The organism is Novosphingobium sp. fls2-241-R2A-195 (assembly GCF_030209485.1).
GTDB lineage: Bacteria > Pseudomonadota > Alphaproteobacteria > Sphingomonadales > Sphingomonadaceae > Novosphingobium > Novosphingobium resinovorum.
The window spans coordinates 202,016-221,482 of record NZ_JARVRY010000023.1; the positions used below are offsets into that span (position 1 = coordinate 202,016).

A 19,467-nucleotide genomic window follows, 5' to 3' on the forward strand; every position below is an offset into this window, starting at 1 on the left:
ATGGAGTTTGAGTTATGAAGAAGATTGCACTCTGCGCGGCCGCCCTGATCGCCGTCGCCCCCGCCGCCGCCTTCGCGCAGGATGCCGACACGGCGCCGACCACCGAGGCCACCGCGCCTGATGGCACGCCCGCCTTCGGCATCGAGCCCTATTTCGGCATCATGGGCGGCTACGACAGCTACGATAAGCGCAGCGAGTTCGGCTCTCCGCGCGGGGGCAAGATGAACGGCGCGCTGATCCAGGGCGTCGCAGGTGTGAACGTGCCGCTCGGCCCGGTCTTCGTCGGTGCTGAGGGCAACGTCGCCAAGGGCTTCGGCGACATCGACTGGGAATACGGCGTGAAGGGCCGCGTCGGTGCCCGCGCCGGTGACAGCGGCATGATCTACGCCTCGGCCGGACACGAGTGGGTCAACGGAAAGCGCGCCTATTCGGACCAGAAGGACTGGATCTACGGCGTCGGCGTCGAAGTCGGCCCCAAGGACATCGGCCTGGGCGGCGTGACCGGCAACAGCGGTTTGCGCCTGCGCTTCGAAGTCGACACGTATGACTTCGACAGCATCCGCCCGATGGCCGGTGTCGTCGCGCACTTCTGATCCATCGGGACAGGACATCGTCCTTACCGTGAAGAAGGCCCCGCCGGAGCGATCCGGCGGGGCCTTTGCCATCTGTCAGAAGTTGGCGAATACGCCCGTTCCCGCGACGAGCACGTTCTTCGCGCCCTGACGACCGTCCGGATTAATGTACCACTGCAGGTTCGGGCGCAGGCTGAGCCCCGGCATCAGGGCGATCGAATAGTTCGCCTCGATCGCGTATTCGTCGCTCTGTGGCTCGATGTCCTCGCCCAGCGCGGCGTTGCGGGCGGCCTGCAGGTCTCGCAAGTTGCGGTTCACGCGCGAGCGGCCGACGGCGAGGCCGATCTGGTCCTTCGGGCGTCCCGGGATCAGGCCCGAATACGTGACGCCCGCCGTGATGACATTGACCAGCTTGTTGGTCCGGTGGTCGGCGCTCACGAAGTTGAAGAAGGCTTCCAGAGCGCCCGCGCCGTCGGCATCGGCGGGAGTAACTTGCTGGCGCGCAACGGCGTAGATGCTGGCGCGTCCCCTTTCCCGGGCGAGCGGATCACCGGTCAGCTGCGCGAAGCCGCCGTTGTCGTCATAGACCAGGTTGTCACTCTTGGAGGTGTCGAAGAACGCGCCGACCTTGTAGGCGCCCGCCAGCTTCGGGTTGCCGCCCAGCTTCACGTCGAACCCGCGCTCCACGGCAACGAAGGCGCCCTGGCCCTTGAAACCCATGTAGAAGCCCTTGTTCTGCGGGAAGTTATTGTCGTTACGCTGGTAGACGCCGACCATCGTGTAGCCCAGCTTGTCCTTCACCTTCACCCGGCCGCCCCATGTGGTGACGGGGAAGTTGTACCAGTAGTTGAAGCTGGTGTGCCCCGGCACGACGCCGCAGAAATACAGGCTCTGGAAGTGGCAGGTGGTGGAGCCGAAGTCCTCGCCCATCGACATCTTGCCCAGCTTGATTTCGGCCGGGCCGATCTTCTGCTGATACCACAGCCCCGCCAGACGCCAGATCTGCCCGGCGCCGAACACGCCCTGCGGGTACTGCAGCAGGTCGAGGTGGTTGGTGTCGTTGATATTGTTGCCGTGGCGGTTGGTGACGGCGGCGCGGAAGGTGCCGCCCTCGATCCCGGCGATCTTGCCCATGTCGAAATCGAGGCTGGCGCCCAGCTGCCCGGCGTACTGCGCCTGCTTGCTGGTGCCCGAATTGAGATTGCCCGCGACGAAGCCGATGTAGCTGACGGTCGGCTTGATGCCGATGTCCTCCAGCGAAGTGCGGATGCCCGCCCAGTCGCCCAGCAGGTGCGACTGTTCTGCCGGGGCGGAAGCGGCGGTGGTCTTCGGGCCAGAGCGCTCCAGCGGCTCCGACTGCTTGGGCGTGGTCTCCGTGGACCAGGTCTGGTCCTTGGTATCGCGTGCGGCGACCTGCACGACCTCGATCGAGGGCGGCGGCGGGGGAAGCGTGGCTGCGGGCATTTCGGTGTCCTCTCGGATGGACGCAGCGGGCCGCTCGCCGGGACGCATGCGCGCGCCCGGCGGCGTGCCGGTGGGTCCGGCAGCCCGTCTCAGCGTGGGTTGGTCGTCAGCGAGTGCTTGTGTTCACTCGCCTCGCCATCGCGAGGACCGAAGGTCCGCGGCGATCCAGGGCAGCACCACGCCGCCCTGGATTGCTTCGCTTCGCTCGCAATGACGAATGGGCATATGCGTCAGGCCCCGTTGAGCAGGTCGTAGGCGCGGATCACCTGGCTGTCGTCGACGGTGCCGTCGCCGCGTCCCGAGGTGCTCAGGAAGAACTGGTGCGCCAGCGCCGCCAGCGGGGTCGCCGCCCTGGCGCCGCGCCCGGCCTCCAGCACGAGGCCGAGGTCCTTGACGAAGATGTCGATCGCGCTCGTCACCTCGGGTTCGGCCTCCAGCATGCGCGGGCCGCGATCGTTGAGCATCCAGCTCGCCGCCGCCGATCCGCCGAGGATCTCCAGCGCCATCGCGGGTTCGACGCCCACCTGCTTCGCCAGTGCCAGCGCTTCGGCGGCGGCGGCGATGTGGACGCCGCACAGCAACTGGTTGACGACCTTCACCGCCGAACCCTGCCCGGCGTTCTGGCCGACATGGAACAGCTTGCCGCCGACGCCCGACAGCACCGGATTGAGTTCGGCGAACAGCGCATCCGAACAGGCCACCATCATCGACAGCGAGCCTGCCTTGGCGCCTGCCGTGCCGCCCGAAACCGGCGCATCGACGAAGCGGCGGCCTGCGGCCTCGACCTCGGATGCGATCGCGGCGACTTCCATCGGCGGGCAGGTCGCGGTCAGCAGCACCACGGCGCCCTCGGGCAACGCCGCCAGCGCGCCGCCGTCGAACAGGACCGAGCGGGCCTGCACGGCGTTGACCACCATCAGCATCAGCACGTCGGCTTCCTCGGCCGCGCCGGCGGCGCTGGTGGCGGAGGAGCCGCCTGCCTTGACCAGAGCCTCTATCGGCTCGGTGCGAAGGTCGAAACCGGTGACGGCGTGGCCCGCCTTCAGGAGATTGAGGGCCATCGGCATGCCCATGGCACCCAGGCCGACGAATGCTACCTTGCTCATTTCAGAAATTCCCATGGATCAGCGATTGACCTGGCGGGCGGGGATCAGCAGCACGAGGGCCACGCCGATCAGTTCGACCGCGGTGATGGTGTAGAGCCCGGCCGACAGCGACTTGGTGGCGTCCACCACCCAGCCGATGACGAAGGGCGAGACGAAGCCCGCGACATTGCCGATCGCGTTGATCGCGCCGATGCCTGCCGCCGCCCACACGCCGCCGAGGAAGGCGGGCGGGATCGACCAGAACTGCGCGGTCTGGGTCAGCAGGCCCGCCGTCGCGAACGAGAGGATCAGCACCGAGAGTGGCAGGTTGCCGATCGCCAGCGGCGAGAGCGCAAGGGCGATCGCACCCATCGCCATCGGCAGCATCAGGTGGAAGCGGCGCTCGCGGCGAAGGTCGGCGCTGCGGGCAAGGACGAGGATGACGACGACCGCGAACAGGAAGGGGATCGCGCTGATCAGGCCGTTCTCCAGCGGATCGGTGACGCCCGCCGCCTTCACCATCGTCGGCAGCCAGAACGAGATCGCGTACTGACCCATGACGATGCAGAAATAGAGCAGGCTGAGCAGCCACAGGCGCTTGTCGGCCAGGAACTGGCGGAGCGACATGTGCGCGGTCTTCTCGCGGTTGTCCTCGGCGAGATCGGCCTCGATCATCTTTTTGTCGTCAGCCGACAGCCAGTCGACGTCGGCCGGGCGGTTGGGCAGCATCCAGAAGGTGGCGATGCCGGCGATCAGCGCGGGGATCGCTTCGAGCAGGAACAGCCAGCGCCAGCCGCCCCAGCCCGACGAGCCGTGGAAGGTGTCCATGATCCAGCCCGACAGCGGCGAGCCGAGCACGCCCGAGATCGGAATGGCGATGAAGAAGATCGACATCGCGCGCGACCGGCGGGCCGAGGGGAACCAGTAGGTGATGTAGAGCAGCACGCCCGGCGCGAACCCGGCTTCGGCAAGGCCCAGCAGGAAGCGCAGGATGTAGAAGTGCATCGGCGTCTGCGCGAAGGCGAAAAGCCCTGAGATGATGCCCCAGGTAATCATGATCCGCGCGATCCACAGCCGCGCGCCGACCTTGTGCATGATGAGGTTGCTGGGCACCTCGAACAGCGCGTAGCCGATGAAGAAGATGCCCGCGCCAAGGCCGTAGACATATTCGCTGAGGCCCAGCTCGCTCGCCATCTGCAGCTTGGCGAAGCCGACGTTCACGCGGTCGAGGTAGGCCGCGAAGAAGCAGAAGAACAGGAACGGCATCAGCCGCCAGGTCACCTTGGCGTACAGGCGTTCGCGGTGTTCGTCCTTGGGCGCGGCGACGTCGCGCGGCATCTCGGTTGCGAGACTCAACGCCTCTCTCCTTTTATGTTCTTTGATACGGTTTTCGAAGGAGCGCTTCACGGGCCCGTTGAGAACGGCCGGGAAGCGCTCCCGTTGCGACCCGGAAGGGTTAACCCAGCCAGGAAAGCGTGCGGGCAACGACCTGGTCGGTTGAGATGCCGTAGCGGTCGTGCAGCGTGGGCAGAGCGCCCGCGTCGAGGAACTTGTCGGGCAGGCCGATCTGGCGGAAGCCCGAAGGCACCGTGCCGCTGCCCAGCAAGCAGGCCGCGACCGCTTCGCCCAGGCCGCCGATCACCGAATGGTTCTCGGCCACCACGACGAGGCGCCCGGGCTTTGCGGCGACGGCCTCGATGATGGTCTTCTCGTCGAGCGGCTTGATCGTCGGGCAGTGGAGCACGGCGGCCTCGACCTTGTCGGCGCGCAGGCGGTCGGCGGCTTCGAGGGTGCGCATGGTCATCAGGCCCGAGGAGATGAACAGCACGTCGGCGCCGTCACGCAGCATCTTCGCCTTGCCGAGTTCGAATTTGTAGTCGTATTCGTCGAGGACGGCGGGCACCTTGCCGCGCAGCAGGCGCATGTAGACCGCGCCCTTGTGGTCGGAAATCTGCGGCACGGCCTGCTCGATGTCGATCGCGTCGCACGGATCGACGATGGTGAGGTCGGGCATGCCGCGGAAGATCGCGAGATCCTCGGTCGCCTGATGCGAGGGGCCGTAGCCGGTGGTGAGGCCGGGCAGCGCGCAGCACACCTTCACGTCCAGCCCTTCCTCGGCGATGGCGAGGCACAGGAAGTCGTAGGCGCGGCGGGCGGCGAAGACGGCATAAGTCGTCAGCCAGGGCTGGAAGCCTTCGCGCGCCATGCCTGCGCCCGACATCATGAGGAGCTGTTCGGCCATGCCCATCTGGTAGAACCGATCGGGGTGATTCTGCTGGAAGATGTGCAGGTCGGTGTACTTGGCAAGGTCGGCGGACATGCCGACGATGTTCTGTTTCGTCTCGGCCAGCTTCGAGAGCGCGTGGCCGAACGGGGCAGCGACGGTGCGCTGGCCCTCGGCGGCGATCGAGGCGATCATCGCGGACGTCTTCAGGCGCGGTTTAGCGGGTGCTTCAACGGACATGGAAATCTCTTTCGAATATCGGGAAGGTCAGGCGGCTGCGGCGGCGTAGCCGGCGTCGAGCACTTCGATGGCCTTGTCCCACTCGTCCTCGTCGACGCGGATGAAGTGCGTCTTCTCGCGCTCTTCCAGGAACGGCACGCCCCTGCCCATCAGGGTGTCGGCGACGATCACGCGGGGGCGCGGATCGTCGAGTTCGCGGGCCTTGTCGAAGGCTTCGACGAGCGCTTCCATGTCGTTGCCGTCCACGAACTGCGCATGCCAGCCGAAGGCGGCGAACTTGGCGGCGATGTCGCCCATGCCCAGTACCTGCGTGGAGGGACCGTCGGCCTGCTGGTTGTTGAAATCGACGATCGTGATGAGGTTGTCGAGCTTCCAGTGCGCGGCCGAAGCGGCGGCTTCCCAGGTCGAACCTTCGCCCAGTTCTCCGTCCGACATAAGGTTGTAGACGAACTGCCCGGTGCCCTTGCGCTTGAGGCCAAGCCCCATGCCCACGGCGATGCCGAGGCCCTGCCCCAGCGAACCGCCCGAAATCTCCATGCCCGGCGTGTACGACGCCATGCCCGACATCGGCAGTCGGCTGTCGTCCGAACCGTACGTTTCCAGTTCCTCGAGCGGGATCACGCCCGCCTCAATCAGCGCGGCGTAAAGCCCGATGGCGTAGTGGCCGATGGAAAGCAGGAACCGGTCGCGGCCTTCCCATTCTGGCTCACCGGGACGGTAGGTCAGTGCGCGGAAGTACGAGACGGCGAGCACATCGGCCACGCCGAGAGCCTGTCCGACATAGCCCTGACCCTGAACCTGACCCATCTTCAGCGCATGGCGACGGATATTGTAGGCGCGGCGCGAAAGCTCGGCGACCGGCATGTTGGTTGCGGAAACGGTCATCAATTCTCCTCACGACGCGAGGAGATGGCCTTCTGCCCGGTCTGCGGGCGTTTGGTGCGATCCTCTCGGCGTCAGTTTTTCTGATCTGTTGCCGCTTTATCAATTGCACATGCATCTATGACAAATGGACGTTTCTCACTATATGGTGACTGATATTCACCCATGCCGATCGCGTTACAGCCTCTCAGCGTCTTCGAAGCCGCCGCCCGTCAGGGCTCGTTCCGTCAGGCCGCCGACGAACTCGGCCTGACGCCGAGCGCGGTGAGCCACGCGGTCACCAAGCTGGAGAACAGCCTCGGCACCCGCCTGTTCGACCGATCCCTCCGGCAGATAAAACTGAGCGCGGACGGCGAGGCCCTGTACCGCCACGTCGCCGCCGGGTTCGTGGAGATCCGGCGCGGGCTGGAGGAAGTCTCGGCCCGCCGCGCCCGGTTCCTGCGCCTGCACGCCGCGCCCAGCTTCGCGGCCCTGTGGCTGACCCCGCGCCTGCCCGCGTTCCTCGAAAGCCACCCCGGCATGGACATCCGCATCACCGCCAGCACCGACTATTCGCGCTTCGCCGCCGACGAGGTCGATGCCGACATCGTCAACGGCCCGCCGCTGCCCGGCCCGGTCAAGGCAATCCCGCTGGGGGAGGAGGAGGTGACGGTGCTCTGCACACCGCAGATGGCCGCCTCGATCACCTGCGCGGCGGACGTCATGGCGCTGCCGCTGATCAACGGCGACCGCAACCGCGTGACCTGGGCGCGCTGGGCGGAACTTGCCGGCGTCCCGGCGCCGAAGGCTTACGCGATGCGCTTCGACCGCAGTTTCATGGTGATCGCCACTGCTGCCAACGGGCTGGGCGTAGCGCTCGAATCGACCCGCCTCGCCCAGCGCGAACTGGCGGAAGGGCGGCTGGTCACGCCGCTACCGGGATGCACGATTCGCGAGACGCTGCATTCGCTGGTCTATCCGCTAATCCACGCGGACCGTCCGATCATCCGGGCGTTCGAGACGTGGCTGTTGGCGGAACTGGCGTCCACCTGATCGTCATTGCGAGCGCAGCGAAGCAATCCAGCGCCGCGTAAACCGCTCTGGCTTGCTTCGCTGCGCTCGCAATGACGAAATGGAGGATCACTCCGCCGCGACGGCTTCCTGTGCGGCGTTGGCGGCCTCGATCTCCGCTGCCTTGGCTTCCACCAGGCTGACGATGTGGTCGAGCATGGATTCGCTCTGCACGGTGTGGTCGGTCACGCCCGAAAGGTAGACCATGTGCTTGCCGTTGCCGCCGCCGGTCAGGCCGATGTCGGTCTCTCGCGCTTCGCCGGGGCCGTTGACGACGCAGCCCAGCACCGAGAGCGAGAGCGGCGTCTTGATGTGCTGCAGGCGTTCTTCCAGCGCCTCGACGGTGCGGATCACGTCGAAGCCCTGCCGGGCGCAGCTGGGGCACGAAACCACGCGAACGCCGCGCGTGCGCAGGCCGAGCGCCTTCAGCATTTCGAAACCGACGCGCACTTCCTCTTCCGGCTCGGCCGAGAGCGAGACGCGCAGAGTGTCGCCGATGCCCGACCACAGCAGCATGCCCATGCCGATCGAGGACTTGACGGTGCCGCCGATCAGCCCGCCCGCCTCGGTGATGCCGAGGTGCAGCGGGCAGTCCACCGCGTCCGCCAGCCCCTGATAGGCGGCGACGGCGAGGAACACGTCGCTGGCCTTCACCGCCACCTTGTACTCGTGGAAGTCGTGGTCCTGCAGCAGCTTGATGTGGTCCATCGCCGATTCGACGAGGGCATCGGGGCAAGGCTCGCCGTACTTTTCGAGGAGGTGCTTCTCGAGGCTGCCCGCGTTCACGCCGATGCGGATCGCGCAGCCGTTGGCCTTGGCGGCGCGCACCACTTCCGCGACGCGGTCGGACGAGCCGATGTTGCCGGGGTTGATGCGCAGGCACGCCGCGCCCGCGTCGGCGGCTTCCAGAGCGCGCTTGTAGTGGAAATGGATGTCCGCGATCAGCGGCACGCGCGCGCCGCGCACGATCTCCCGGAACGCCGCCGTCGATTCGACATCGGGGCAGGAGACGCGGATGAGGTCGGCCCCGGCATCCTCGCAGCGGCGGATCTGCTCGATCGTCGCCTTCGCGTCGGATGTCAGGGTGTTGGTCATGGTCTGGACCGTGATCGGCGCATCGCCGCCTACGGGGACGCTGCCGACCATGATCTGGCGGCTCTTGCGGCGCTCGATATCGCGCCAGGGTCGGATGGAGGACATGAAGCCTCTATAGGCGCTCTGCCTTGCGGATTGAAGACGCATTCCGGTGTGCTGGCGACTTCGCGCGATTTCGGGCATTCACGCGTCCATGACTGTGCATGCTTCCGACAAACCCCTCACCGACGACGAGGCCTCCGAACTCCCGCTGCTGTTCGGGCGCGTGCTCGACGGCCGGGGCGGTGCGCGCGTGGTCGGATGGAAAGAGGCACAGCGCTGGAAGCCCGGCGTCGAGGGCGAAGTGCTGTGGATCCATCTCCTGCGCACCCATCCCGGCATGCAGGAGTGGCTGGAGGCGCACTGCGCGATCCCCGAGCCGACCGCCGAACTGCTCACCAGCGACGCCAACCGCCCCCGCGCCTTCCGCGAAGGACAGACGCTGGTGGCCACGCTGCGCGGGATCAACTTCAACCCCGGCGCCGCGCCCGAGGACATGCTCTCGCTGCAGTTGTGGAGCGACGGCAGCCGCGTCGTCACCCTGCGCCGCGCGCCGCTGCAGACACCCCGCCTCGTCGCCGACGATCTCGACGCGGGCAGCGGGCCGCATGACGCGGGCGCGCTCGTCACCGCGCTCACCGAGCACCTGATCGACCGCATGAGCCACGCCATCGTCGACATGAACGCCATGATCGACGACCTCGAGGACGAGACGGCCGATACTTATACCGACCAGACCCTCGACAAGATCGCCATGATCCGCCGCCAGAGCCTTGCCCTCAAGCGCCACATGTCGCCGCAGCACGAGGCGCTGACCGCCATCGCCAACGGCGCGCCCGGCTGGTTCGAGGACCACGACCGGCGCGAGATCGCCGAATCGATCGCCCGCCTGCGCCGCTATCTCGACGACCTCGACATCAGCAAGGAATCGGCGGTCGTGCTGCAGGACGACATCCGCGCCCGAGCCGCCGCGAACAGCCAGCGCACGCAGTATGTGCTGGCGGTGGTGGCTGGGGTGTTCCTGCCGCTGACCTTCATCACCGGCTTGCTGGGGATCAACGTCGGCGACATTCCGCTGGCGGAGCAGGGATCGCACGGCTTCTGGATCATCGTCGGCATCTGCGCGGCGATCCTGGGCGTGGAGATCGCGCTGCTCAGGCGGTTGAAGTGGTTTTGATCCTCCCTGTTCCGCAGGAATGGGGAGGTGGCAGCGCGAAGCGCTGACGGAGGGGTTCGCCCCCTCCACCACCCGCTACGCGGGCGGTCCCCCTCCCCATCGCTTCGCGACAGGGAGGAGCCTTAAAGAACCTTCGCGAACAGGAACTCCTCGTCCCGCTGCTCGCCGACCATGAAATGAATGTCGGCGACTTTCTCGAACCCGTAGCGCGCGTAGAATTTCTGCGCCCCGGGGTTGTCGGAATAGACCGAGAGCTGGACCTCGCCCGCCCCGAAGGCCGCCGCTTCCGTCAGCGCCCAGTCCATCAGCGCCGCGCCGATGCCCTGCCCGGTCGCCTCGGGCGCGGTGTAGAGTTGCTTGAGTTCGATCACGTTCCCTGACCGCGCATGTTCGGGCCAGCCGCAGGCCATCACCAGCTTGCAGTAGCCGAGCAGGTGCGCGTCCCGCTCCGCCAGCATCACCCGCATCGCGGGGTCGGCGATCTCCTTCGCCACCTTGGCCTCGCTGTGCGAGCCGGCAAGGAAGTTCGCCAGGTCGTCCGGCACGTAGAGGTGGCCGAACTTGGCGACGAAGCTGTCGGTGCCCAGACGCGCCAGCGCGGCGGCATCGGCGGGGGTGGCGGTACGAAGCTCCATTACAGTTCCTTGGTCATGCAGATCGAAAAATCATCGGAGACGTAGTCCCCGAAAGGCGCGCACTCGACGAAGCCGTGCGCGCGGTAGAGGCCGTGGGCCGGATGGAACGGCTCGGGCCGCCCGGTCTCGAGGCTGACACGGGCGTAGCCGCGCGCTCTCGCCTCTTCCAGCAGCCTCAGCAGCAGCGCCTTGCCCACGCCCCGGCCGCGATACTCGGGCGCGGCGCGCATCGACTTGAGTTCGCCGTGGCTTTCGGAAAGGTGCTTGATCGCGCCGCAGCCCGCCAGCACATCGCCGTCCCATGCGGAGAAGAACGTGACGTCCGGCTGGCGCAGGCGCGCTGCGGGCATGGCGTGGACGCTCTCGGGCGGGGACCAGCGGTGCATCTCGTCGAGGTGGAACTGGAGCAGCGCCAGCACCGCCTCTGAGCTGAGGTCGTCGGGGACGATGCGCAGGTCGATTGTCACGGGTTCCATCTTCTCATTCGTCATTGCGAGCGTAGCGAAGCAATCCAGGGCAGTTCAAGTCCGCCTTGGATTTCTTCGCTACGCTCGCAATGACGGCGTATGGGGGCGAAGGAAGAGAGACAAGAACCCTATCCGCCAGAATGCTTGTCGGCTTTGCGGCGTCCCATGCGCATGCCTGCTTCCAGCCGCGCCCGCAACTGGGTGTAGTAGTCCGAGAGGAAGCGCCGCTCCGCGCCCCAGCCGTCGTTGCGGCCGATCTTCTCGGCGATGGTCTGGTAGACCGTCTCGACCGCGTCGGTCCGGTCCTCGCGCAGCACGCGCTCCAGCGCCTGCAGCTCGAATTCGCCGTAGACCGCCAGTTCGTGATCCTCGAAGCGGAACTGAAAGCGCTCGGCCACCGGCGCTTCGGAGGTCGTCATCGCCGCCTCCAGCTTCTGCTTCGGGCGTTCGAGCACCCAGCTTCCCGCAATCACGTCGCCCGCGCGCAGGGCGTCGCGGTTGAACAGCGGGAACAGCAGGAAGATCGCCAGCCACCCCGCCGCCGCCAGCCAGGCCATGCCGTTGTCTGGCCCCGCCATGGCGATGAGCGGGATCGGCAGGAACATCTCGATGTCGCGCAGGAGGTTGCGGGCGATCACCATCTCGGCGGTGAGGCGGCCGCCGTCGCGCGCGGCGATGCGGATGCCGGTCATGCGCTTGCCCGGCGTCGCGCCCCTTGGCCCTAGTTCGAAGTAGAGGAAGTAGGCGTTGCGGAACAGGAACATCGCCACGATCCACACGACGATAAGGAACTGCAGCGCCTGCGCGCCCGCGCCCTTGCCGTCGACCGCCTGCGCGATCTGCGCCGCCCCGCCCGCGATCTGCATCAGCGCGATCGAGGTGCCGATTATCAGCATGACGATGATGAGCAGGTCGAGGATCAGCGCCCCCACGCGCGCGCCGCGCCCCGCCACGGTGACCGGCAACGCGATGCCCTCCGGCGTCACGAGCACGCGCTGCTTGCTGGTGCGCGCACGGTTGACCCGGCGCTTCATCGCCCGGCCCTCCCGCGATAGGCGAAGAAGTAGGCGCTCCACGCCAGCAGCATGAACCCGCCGACCGCAAGGCGCGCGGGCGTCTGGTCGACCAGCTGGCGCGCGAAGCCTTCCAGCAGCGCGGCGACGACGAGCATCAGCACCACCCCGACCATCACCACCGCCGCGCGGCGCCCAGCCTCGGCGGTCGCGGTCAGCACCGGGCGGTTCCCGGGAAAGGCGATCGCGCGCCCGACATGCAGCCCCGCCGCGCCCGAGAGCAGGATCGCGAACAGCTCGGTCGTGCCGTGGATGCTGATCCACCCCGCGAAGTCGAGCAGCAGCCCCGCCTTCCAGTAGACCCACCCCATCGCCCCCAGCCCGGCCAGATTGTGAACCAGCAGCAACAGCGACGGAATTCCGAGCGCGAAACCGAGCGCAAAGGCGAGGATCGAGACTTGCGCATTATTGCTGAACAGTTGGGCAGCGAAAATGCTCATGCCCGTCTTCTCGGTATTGCCGAAGATCGTGCCGCGCAGCGCTTCGGCGCTGGCGCCGGGGACGCGCTCGCCCGCCATCTCGCGGCCCATCAGGGCGAAGTACCATTCGGGATCGTGCGAAACGAGCAGCCAGCCGACCACCGCGCCCGCCACCATGACGAGCAGGGCGATCCCGATCTCGAAGCCGATGCCGCGCACCGCCCGGCTCCAGCCGCCGCCGAGGAACCCGCGCAACCACTCCCACAACGACGAGCGCGGGCCGTAGACCACGAACCACGCCCGCTGCACCAGCGATTCCAGATAGCCCAGCGTCGCCGCGTCGAGCGAAGTCTCGCGCGCGATGGAGAGGCTGGAGGCGACGGTGCGATAGAGGCCGGGCAGCGCCAGCAGGTCCTCGTCCGAGATGCCGCGCAGGCGCCCCTTCTCCATGCGCACGACGATGTTTTCAAGGCGCTGCCAGTCCGCCTCGCGCTCCAGCCGGAAGCGGTCGGAGCGCAGCGCGGCGCTTTCGATGGCGGCATTCGATATCGCGTTCATCCGATCGCTCCCGAACGCTTGATGGCCAGGTAGGCATCGATCAGCCGGGTGCCGACCTGCCGCCACGGCGCCTCGATCACATCGACGCCGATCTGCCGCAGCCGCCGGGTGACGAGCGCGCGCTGGCGCAGCAGGCCATCGGCGGCGACCGCCATCGACAGCACTTCCATGTCGTCGGGCTCGGCGGTGGACAGCGTCTCCAGTTCCTCGTCCGCCATCGTCACGAACAGGACGACATGGCGCGACACCAGCCGCCCGATGCTTTCGATCATCAGTTCGGCGCTGGTGGGGTCGGAGAAGTCGGAGAAGATCACGATCAGCGAGCGGCGCTGCAGCCTTCCCGCGAGCGTCGCCAGCGCAAGGGTGAAGTTGGGCTCTTCCATGCGGTACTCCAGCCCCGCCGCCGCGCGCTGTAGGCGGTGGAACTCGCTGCTGGCGGTGACGAAGGGCGTCGCCACCTCGGGCCGCGAAGCGAAGCCGAACAGCGAGACCCGGTCGCCGCCCTTGAGCGCCACGAAAGCGGTCGCCAGGGCCGCCGAGACCGCGCGATCGAGGCGGGGCATCCCGGCGATCGGCTCGCACATCGCCTGCCCGCAGTCGAAGGCGAAGACGATCTGGTTGTTGCGCTCGACCTCGTATTCCTTGGCATAGAGGTGCACGTGGCGGGCCGACGATTTCCAGTCGATCCGGCGGCGATCCATGCCGGGCTGGTACTCGGCGAGCGATTCGAACTGCGTACCCTCACCCCGGATGCGGCGGGCGAGCAGGCCGTACTGAGCATCTTTGAGGAACGTCTGCAGCGTGGGGGAGCGCACGGCGGCGACGTTGGGCCAGACCCGCACCGTCTCATCCAGAGTCCCCGCCAACTGCCGCGCGCCGAGGCCCAGCGGCCCGGTCCAGCGCAGCCATGCGCGGGTGACCTTGCCGGTGCCGCGACGCGAGGGCGTGAAAGTGCCGGAGCCGCGACAGCCGCCATCACCGGCGATCAGCGGAAACACCAGCCGCCCGCCCGGTGCGAGGCGCGGGTCGCACTCCAGCGCCAGTTCCGCGCGCGAGGGGCTGCCGGAGCGCAGCGCGACATCGGCCTCCATCCGGCCCTCGGCGCCGACTTCGACGTCGCCGGGCACCGTAACCCGAAGGTCCGCGACCCGGCCGCCAAGCAGTGCATCGATCACCACCAGCACCAGCACGGCGAGCCCCGCGACCGGCGCGATCACCCACAAGTCCGGGCTCGCCGCCGCGATCACCAGCGCGACCGGGGCGATCGCCGCCAGCGTCACCGCCGCGCGGGCCGTCGGGACTATCGGGGCGAAGGCAAACTTCACCGGATCAGCGCGGCGCGTCGGTCTGCTCGACCAGGTGGGCGACCAGCGCCTCGACCTGCTTGCCCTCGATCTCGGCCGCCGGGCTGAGCAGCAGGCGATGGCGCAGCACCGAAGTCGCCAGTGCCTTCACATCATCGGGCACCACGTAGTCGCGCCCATCGAGCGCGGCGCGGGCGCGGGCGGCACCGGCCAGCAGCACGGCGGCGCGGGGGGAGGCACCGCTCGACAGGTCCGCAGACTCGCGCGTCGCGCGAACGAGGCGCACGATGTAGTCGGTGACACTGTCCGCCAGCTTCACCGAGGCCACCGCCCGCGTCACCGCTTCCAGCTGCGCAGGGGTCGTGACCGTGACGATGCCCACCTCCGCCGGTGTCGGCGCACCGCGATTCTCGCCATAGCGCGCGACGATGCGGCGCTCCTCCTCGGCGCTGGGATAATCGACCAGAACCTTGAACAGGAAGCGATCGAGCTGCGCCTCGGGCAGCGGGTAGACGCCCTGGCTCTCGATCGGGTTCTGCGTCGCGACCACGGTGAAGTGCGGCGGCAGCGGATGCGCGGTGCCGTCCAGCGTCACGCGGCGCTCCTGCATCGCTTCGAGCAGCGCCGCCTGCGTCTTGGGCGGGGTGCGGTTGATCTCGTCCGCCAGCAACAGGTCGCAGAAGATCGGGCCGTGCGTCAGTGTGAACTGGCTGGTCTGGAAGTTGAACAGGTTGGAGCCGAGAATGTCGCCCGGCATCAGGTCCGGCGTGAACTGGATGCGCCCGAAATCAAGGCCGAGGGTGGCGGCGAAGCACTGCGCGAGGAATGTCTTGGCGGTCCCCGGAGGTCCCTCCAGCAGCACATGGCCGCGCGCCATCAGCGCGATCAGCAAGTGCTCGATCGTCTCGGCCTGCCCGATCACGCCCTTGCCCACTTCGGCGCGGATCGCCTGCGCGAGCGCGCCTACTTGTGCGATATCGGGTGCAGTCTCGGTCATCGGGTCAGCGTCCTTTCGAGCGCGTGGAGATCGCGCGCGGCCTTGAGGAGATCGTGCGAACGCCCGGCCGCATGGAGGCGGGCGGCGATCACGGAGAAGGGCTCACCATCAGCCCCGCGCGTGGCAAGCGCCCGGTCGATGGCGGCGTCGGTGTGCTCGGCATCCACGCCGCGCGGCAGGGCCAGCGCCGCGACCAGCCGTTCCCGCGCGCGGTCGGCGTAAGGCGGGCCGAGCAGGTGGAAACGGCGCGTACGGCGCACCAGCCCGGCGGCATTGCTCACCAGCGCGCGCTTGCCGAAGGCGATGGCCCGCTCGGGCACCAGCGGCGGCCCGAAGCGCAGGAACGCGCGCCAGCCCACCGCCACCGCCGCCAGCAACAGGCACAGCGTCGCGGCAAGGAACGGCGGCGTGAAGGCGAGCGTCAGCAGGTTCTGCGCATGGCCGTAGCCGGGCAGGGTCATGTCGAACACGACAGCGCCGCCCGGCCTGACCCCGGTGGCGCGCACCAGAGCCTCGGCCAGCTGCGCGCTCTCGATCCGGGCCATCCCGTAGTTGTCGAGGAGGTCCGGCTCGAACACCATGACCACCGGATAGCGGCCCTCGTCGTAGTCCTCGCCCTCGATATAGTGCTGGCCGTCCTGCGCCATCGCGTCGAGGCCGTCGTAGCGGCCACCGTCGTCCATGAAGCCCGCCAGCACCAGCTTGCCGTCGCGGCTGACGGCAAGCGGCACCAGCCCCTCGCCCTTGCCCGTCTGCACGGTGCCGGTCGGCAGCGTCCCGGAAATCCCGTTGGCCCGCCAGCCCGCCTGCGCTTTCGGCAAGGTCTCGTCGCTCAGCGTCAGTTCGTCGAGGAAGCCCGGCCAGTCCAGCGTGCTTTCGCCGCCGAGGCGCACCCAGCCTTTCTTCGCCTTGTCGCGCTGCTCGCGGATCGGCGGCATCGGCTGCCACTTGGGCGCGATCACCAGCGTCGGCCCGATCGAGCGCCGGGCGCTGACGATCTTATCGATCTCCTTGCCCTTGATGATCGCGGGCGGGGTGAGCACCAGAAGTCCCGGCCTTTTGAGTGCCGCAGGATTGCGCGTCGCCTCGACCGCGAAGCCGCGCCGTTCGAGGTAGTCGGCCATCGCCGCATAGCCGTTGAGGCCCTTGCCCTCCGCATGCGCCTTGCCGTCGTTGGCGGTGCCCATGCCGATGCCGGTGCCGATCATCCACAGCAGCGCCACGAACAGCAGCGCGCCGAGCACCACGATCGCCAGCACCGCCCAGAGCGAGAACGGATTGGCGCCCACGGCAACGCCTTTCGTCTTCACGTTCATGCCCGAAGCTCGACTTGCGCGAACTGCGCATAAGCGGTGCGGGCGGCGGTCCAGTCCTGCGCGTCGAGGTCGCGGAGCGCGAAGAGGGCACGCTCGACCCGCCCGGCGATCACGGCGAAGGCGCTGCGGCCGCTCTCGGGCAGCATCGGCAGCACGGCGATCTCGCGCGCGGTGCTGGCGGGATGGAGCCAGTCGGGCCGCGCGTCGGAAATCTGGCGCACGCTGCGCCGGAGCAGCAGATGCGCGGCCTCTCCATAGCGGCCCTGCGCGGCGAGGGTGTCGGCGTCTTCCAAAAGCGCCACCGCCTCGGCCTGCGTCGGAGTCCAGTGGACCTCCTCCAGCTTCGGACGGCGGCTACGCCAGGCATCGAGGCTCGGTTCGATCAGCAGGCGCCAGAGGATGAACAGCGCCAGCGCTGCCGCTCCGGCGATGAGAATCCACTGGAACACCGGCCACGACATGCCGAGCAGCTTGCCGACCGGCGTGAAGATCGCCTCCAGCAACCGGCCGAGCGCTTTCAGCCATTCGGGAATGTCGGTGGGGGGAACGGGCTTGGGGTCCGGGAGCGGCGTGAACTGGATGTCCGCCGCGTCGCGCACGGCCTTCCAGTCCCGCGCCGCGTCTGCGGCCGAACCCGCTTCAGTGCCCCCGCCAATCGTCACGCCTGGCACGATTGCATGGCGGGAAGTGCGGCGCAAGCGGTTGAAAGCGTTCGTCGTGTCGGGGAAAGGCCCCCTCCGTCAGTCGCTGCGCGACTGCCACCTCCCCATCGCTGCGCGACAGGGAGGATCAGGCAAATCCTCCCCGTTCCGCAGGAATGGGGAGGGGGACCGCACGCGTAGCGGGTGGTGGAGGGGTCAGCCCCGCTTGCGCGCCTGCTCGTACGTCCCCAGCGGTCGCACGTACTTGCAGTGGAACGCCAGCTCCTGCAGCGCCGAATCGATGCGCGCCTCGCCGGGGGCGCCTTCGATATCGGCGTAGAAGGTCGTCGCCGCGAAGCTGGCGCCGATCTGGTAGCTCTCCAGCTTGGTCATGTTGACGCCGTTGGTCGCGAAACCGCCCAGCGCCTTGTAGAGCGCCGCCGCGATGTTCTTCACCTCGAAGATGAAGGTCGTCATCGCCTGCGTGCCCTTGAGGTCGAACGGGTCGAGCGGCTCGCGCGCCAGCACCACGAAGCGGGTGGTGTTGTCCGAGGCGTCCTCCACCCGGTCCTCGACGATGTCGAGCCCGTAGAGTTCGGCCGCCAGCCGGGGTGCGATGGCGCAGGCGTCGGGGTCGCCCTGCTCGCGCACCAGTGCCGCAGCGCCCGCGGTGTCGGCATAGGCCATCGGCACGATGCCCCGCTCACGCAGGTAATGGCGCGACTGGCCGAGCGCCTGCGGGTGGCTGTAGGCCGCCGAAAACGGGCCTTTCGCGCCGGGCAGCGCCATCAGTGCGTGGCTGATCGGGGTGAAATGCTCGCCCACGATCGACAAGCCGCTTTCGGGCAGCAGGAAGTGGATGTCGGCGACGCGGCCGTGCTGCGAATTCTCGATCGGGATGATCGCGCGGTCGGCCCGCCCCTCCTTCACCGCGTCCAGCGCATCCTCGAACGAAAAGCACGGCAGCGGCAGGCAACCGGCATCGTATTCGAGCGCGGCGCGGTGGCCGTTGCAGCCCGGCGCGCCCTGAAACGCGACGGCGCGCGCCGGCTGTGCCTGGGCGGCGGCTTCCATCTCGGCGACGAGGGCGATGGCGGGCTGGGGATAAGCATGCATGACGTGCGCGCGATTAGGCGGCGCGGCGAACAAGCGCAATGGCCGAATTCCGTATCGGCACTTGCGCTGGATCAAGGCGGACATTAATGCCCGAAGCCAACAGGATGAGTGAATAATCACCGCGGGGCATGCTGAATGGACGATCGTTTCAATACTATCGCCGGTTGGACTCTTTTTTCGGGCATCGTCGGCCTGGGACTGACGATCGCCAGTTCGATGTATTTTCAGGCTGACAAGCATCACGCGCCGGAGACTGCGGGCTATGCCGTCGAAGGCGTGGCCGAGGAAGGCGCGGGCGGCGGCGATCCGCCGATCGCGACGCTCCTCGCCGCCGCCGACGTGGCCAAGGGCGAGGCGACTTTCGCCAAGTGCACCTCGTGCCACACGATCAATGCAGGCGGCGCCAACGGCATCGGCCCGAACCTCCACGGCGTGGTGGGCGAGGCGATCGGCCAGGGCGTCGGCGGCTTCGCGTTCTCCGATGCGCTCAAGAGCAAGGGCGGCAATTGGAGCTTCGACAGCCTGAACGACTGGCTCAAGAGCCCCAAGGCCTTCGCGCCCGGCACGAAGATGACCTTCGCCGGTCTGTCCAAGCCGGAAGACCGCGCCAACGTCATCGCCTATCTGAATTCGCAGGGCTCGAACCTGCCGCTGCCTGCCGCAGACGTGGCTCCGGCAGCCGACGCCGCGGCAGCGCCTGCGGCGGGTGAAGCCGCACCGGAAGCCTCCGAAGCGGCGGCGCAATAAGCCGATCCGGCCCCTTCGAGGGATCGCCGGTTGAAAACGGTCCGCTAGCGCCGCCGAGTCGCTAGCGGGCCGTTTTCGTCTTCGGCCCATTCTTCCCCGTTCCGGGGAGGAACTGGCATCCACCGTTCGTCATTGCGAGCGTAGCGAAGCAATCCAGGGCGGCATCAACCGCCCTGGATTGCTTCGCTAGGCTCGCAATGACGAGGATGTGCGGAAGTACCCGCTGGCAAGTGCGGGCCATTACGCCGGGGAAGTCAACGCGAAGACCGGTAACATCTGGTCGGCGTCGGGAGCGTCCAAGCTGGGACGCAGGGTTTTGTTTTCCGTGAAGCTCTGGCGAGCGGCCGGGTAACTCACGGTGCAGCC

The 19,467-nt window shown here is 67.8% G+C and carries 19 protein-coding genes; 4 read left to right on the top strand and 15 right to left on the bottom strand.

What is annotated here, in order from left to right; translation table 11 throughout:
- The first annotated feature begins 14 nt into the window (after nt 1-14).
- Nucleotides 15-593 carry an opacity protein gene (locus tag QRN25_RS17755; RefSeq protein ID WP_271182468.1) on the top strand — a complete coding sequence of 193 codons (579 nt, stop codon included), beginning with the start codon at nt 15-17 and terminating at the stop codon, nt 591-593.
- 75 nt (nt 594-668) lie between these two features.
- On the opposite strand, the gene QRN25_RS17760 is transcribed toward QRN25_RS17755, so the two are convergent.
- The 5 genes from QRN25_RS17760 to QRN25_RS17780 form a co-directional block, all read right to left on the bottom strand.
- Nucleotides 669-2,036: a carbohydrate porin gene (locus tag QRN25_RS17760; protein ID WP_285020514.1), complete on the bottom strand. Its 1,368-nt coding sequence runs from the start codon at nt 2,034-2,036 to the stop codon at nt 669-671.
- 230 nt (nt 2,037-2,266) lie between these two features.
- Nucleotides 2,267-3,142 carry an NAD(P)-dependent oxidoreductase gene (locus QRN25_RS17765; RefSeq protein WP_285020515.1) on the bottom strand — a complete coding sequence of 292 codons (876 nt, stop codon included), beginning with the start codon at nt 3,140-3,142 and terminating at the stop codon, nt 2,267-2,269.
- Between the two features lie 18 nt (nt 3,143-3,160).
- Nucleotides 3,161-4,477, bottom strand: a complete 1,317-nt coding sequence (locus QRN25_RS17770; RefSeq protein WP_285020516.1) for an MFS transporter — start codon at nt 4,475-4,477, stop codon at nt 3,161-3,163.
- 100 nt (nt 4,478-4,577) lie between these two features.
- Nucleotides 4,578-5,585: a transketolase family protein gene (locus tag QRN25_RS17775; protein WP_036528476.1), complete on the bottom strand. Its 1,008-nt coding sequence runs from the start codon at nt 5,583-5,585 to the stop codon at nt 4,578-4,580.
- Nucleotides 5,586-5,612: 27 nt separating this feature from the next.
- Nucleotides 5,613-6,470, bottom strand: coding sequence for a transketolase (locus QRN25_RS17780; RefSeq protein ID WP_285020517.1), 858 nt, complete (start codon nt 6,468-6,470; stop codon nt 5,613-5,615).
- A gap of 162 nt (nt 6,471-6,632) precedes the next feature.
- Here QRN25_RS17780 and QRN25_RS17785 point away from each other — a divergent pair, with 162 nt between their 5' ends.
- Nucleotides 6,633-7,499 (top strand): LysR substrate-binding domain-containing protein, encoded by an 867-nt coding sequence (locus QRN25_RS17785; protein ID WP_285020518.1) that lies wholly within the window; start codon nt 6,633-6,635, stop codon nt 7,497-7,499.
- A gap of 87 nt (nt 7,500-7,586) precedes the next feature.
- Here QRN25_RS17785 and ispG read toward each other — a convergent pair whose 3' ends face one another.
- Nucleotides 7,587-8,717 carry a flavodoxin-dependent (E)-4-hydroxy-3-methylbut-2-enyl-diphosphate synthase gene (gene ispG / locus QRN25_RS17790; protein ID WP_285020519.1) on the bottom strand — a complete coding sequence of 377 codons (1,131 nt, stop codon included), beginning with the start codon at nt 8,715-8,717 and terminating at the stop codon, nt 7,587-7,589.
- A gap of 88 nt (nt 8,718-8,805) precedes the next feature.
- On the opposite strand from ispG, the gene QRN25_RS17795 reads away from it, so the two are divergent.
- Entirely contained in the window at nt 8,806-9,828 is a 1,023-nt protein-coding gene (locus QRN25_RS17795) for a zinc transporter ZntB (RefSeq protein ID WP_285020520.1), read from the top strand.
- Nucleotides 9,829-9,950: 122 nt separating this feature from the next.
- On the opposite strand, the gene QRN25_RS17800 is transcribed toward QRN25_RS17795, so the two are convergent.
- The 9 genes from QRN25_RS17800 to QRN25_RS17840 form a co-directional block, all read right to left on the bottom strand.
- Nucleotides 9,951-10,463 (bottom strand): GNAT family N-acetyltransferase, encoded by a 513-nt coding sequence (locus QRN25_RS17800; RefSeq protein WP_285020521.1) that lies wholly within the window; start codon nt 10,461-10,463, stop codon nt 9,951-9,953.
- Nucleotides 10,463-10,939 (bottom strand): GNAT family N-acetyltransferase, encoded by a 477-nt coding sequence (locus QRN25_RS17805; RefSeq protein ID WP_285020522.1) that lies wholly within the window; start codon nt 10,937-10,939, stop codon nt 10,463-10,465. Before QRN25_RS17805 ends, QRN25_RS17800 begins: the two co-directional genes overlap by 1 nt.
- A 119-nt stretch (nt 10,940-11,058) precedes the next feature.
- Nucleotides 11,059-11,964, bottom strand: coding sequence for an RDD family protein (locus QRN25_RS17810; RefSeq protein ID WP_285020523.1), 906 nt, complete (start codon nt 11,962-11,964; stop codon nt 11,059-11,061).
- A complete protein-coding gene (locus tag QRN25_RS17815) occupies nt 11,961-12,980 on the bottom strand; it encodes a stage II sporulation protein M (protein WP_285020524.1) in 1,020 nt (339 codons plus the stop codon). The genes QRN25_RS17810 and QRN25_RS17815 overlap by 4 nt, the downstream gene beginning before the upstream one ends.
- Complete coding sequence (locus tag QRN25_RS17820) at nt 12,977-14,305, bottom strand: DUF58 domain-containing protein (protein WP_285020525.1); 1,329 nt, start codon at nt 14,303-14,305, stop codon at nt 12,977-12,979. Before QRN25_RS17820 ends, QRN25_RS17815 begins: the two co-directional genes overlap by 4 nt.
- A 4-nt stretch (nt 14,306-14,309) precedes the next feature.
- A complete protein-coding gene (locus QRN25_RS17825) occupies nt 14,310-15,281 on the bottom strand; it encodes an AAA family ATPase (RefSeq protein WP_285020526.1) in 972 nt (323 codons plus the stop codon).
- A complete protein-coding gene (locus QRN25_RS17830) occupies nt 15,278-16,597 on the bottom strand; it encodes a DUF4350 domain-containing protein (protein ID WP_285020527.1) in 1,320 nt (439 codons plus the stop codon). Before QRN25_RS17830 ends, QRN25_RS17825 begins: the two co-directional genes overlap by 4 nt.
- Nucleotides 16,594-17,259 (bottom strand): hypothetical protein, encoded by a 666-nt coding sequence (locus tag QRN25_RS17835; protein ID WP_285020528.1) that lies wholly within the window; start codon nt 17,257-17,259, stop codon nt 16,594-16,596. The genes QRN25_RS17830 and QRN25_RS17835 overlap by 4 nt, the downstream gene beginning before the upstream one ends.
- A 195-nt stretch (nt 17,260-17,454) precedes the next feature.
- Nucleotides 17,455-18,354, bottom strand: coding sequence for a prephenate dehydratase (locus QRN25_RS17840; RefSeq protein WP_008832975.1), 900 nt, complete (start codon nt 18,352-18,354; stop codon nt 17,455-17,457).
- 135 nt (nt 18,355-18,489) lie between these two features.
- On the opposite strand from QRN25_RS17840, the gene QRN25_RS17845 reads away from it, so the two are divergent.
- Nucleotides 18,490-19,101, top strand: a complete 612-nt coding sequence (locus QRN25_RS17845) for a c-type cytochrome (protein ID WP_285020529.1) — start codon at nt 18,490-18,492, stop codon at nt 19,099-19,101.
- Nucleotides 19,102-19,467 lie beyond the last annotated feature (366 nt).